The 717-nt window shown below is 72.7% G+C and carries 1 protein-coding gene; it reads right to left on the bottom strand.

The genetic code is table 11. The features are described from left to right. Window positions 1-97 precede the first annotated feature (97 nt). Window positions 98-559 (bottom strand): cyclic nucleotide-binding domain-containing protein, encoded by a 462-nt coding sequence (locus ACFXA3_RS33930; RefSeq protein ID WP_385193261.1) that lies wholly within the window; start codon window positions 557-559, stop codon window positions 98-100. Between the last annotated feature and the right edge of the window lie 158 nt (window positions 560-717).

Raw genomic sequence — 717 nt, 5'->3', positions numbered from 1 at the left:
CCCGGGGGGGGTGGGTATCGTCCAACCTCCAAAAAAAACGACATGAACAATCACGTGGGGTGGTTCAGAACACGACCCGGGGCTCTGCCGGCCCGCCCTAACGGCTCGTCGTGACGCGCGGGGCGTACAGGTCGATCAGCCGGGTGCGGGTCTGCTGGAGGCGCAGCGCGAGCACCCGTCCGACCCAGTTGCCGATGGCCGAGCCGAAGGCGGGGTCGGCGTCCATCAGCATGCGGACGGCGGTCGCGTCGAACTCGTACGAGCGCACCGGGGTCATCGCCTCGGCGCTCAGCTGCCAGACGTACGGGGGGAAGAGCCAGGACCAGCCGACCAGTTCGCCGGGGCCGAGGTTCTCGACGGGGGCGGGCCGACGGCCGGGCAGCGGGACCTGGAGCGTCACCGTGCCGGAACGCATGATCCAGAAGGCCTCGGCGCGCGCGCCTTCCTCGAAGATCCTCGCGCCTTCGGCGAAGTTGACCTCGCGGGCCTGGGACATGAGCCGTCCGCGGTGCTCGGCGCAGAGCACGGCGGCGATGCGGATGGGGGAAGGTGTGCTCACGACGGCCTCCGATCAGGGCCCCCCACTACCCCCAGTGTCGCCGACACCCGGACGAATCCGGGCGCGGCGCATCACCCGGTGCCTGGAGTAACCCCCCGGCGGGCCCCCCCACCCCCCCCCCCGGGCCCCGCCCCCCCAGGCCCCCAACCCCCGGCCCG

Source organism: Streptomyces sp. NPDC059456, assembly GCF_042750055.1.
Lineage (GTDB): Bacteria > Actinomycetota > Actinomycetes > Streptomycetales > Streptomycetaceae > Streptomyces.
The sequence above is the reverse complement of the archived record's forward strand: the minus strand, read 5'-3'. Positions and strand labels throughout refer to the sequence as shown.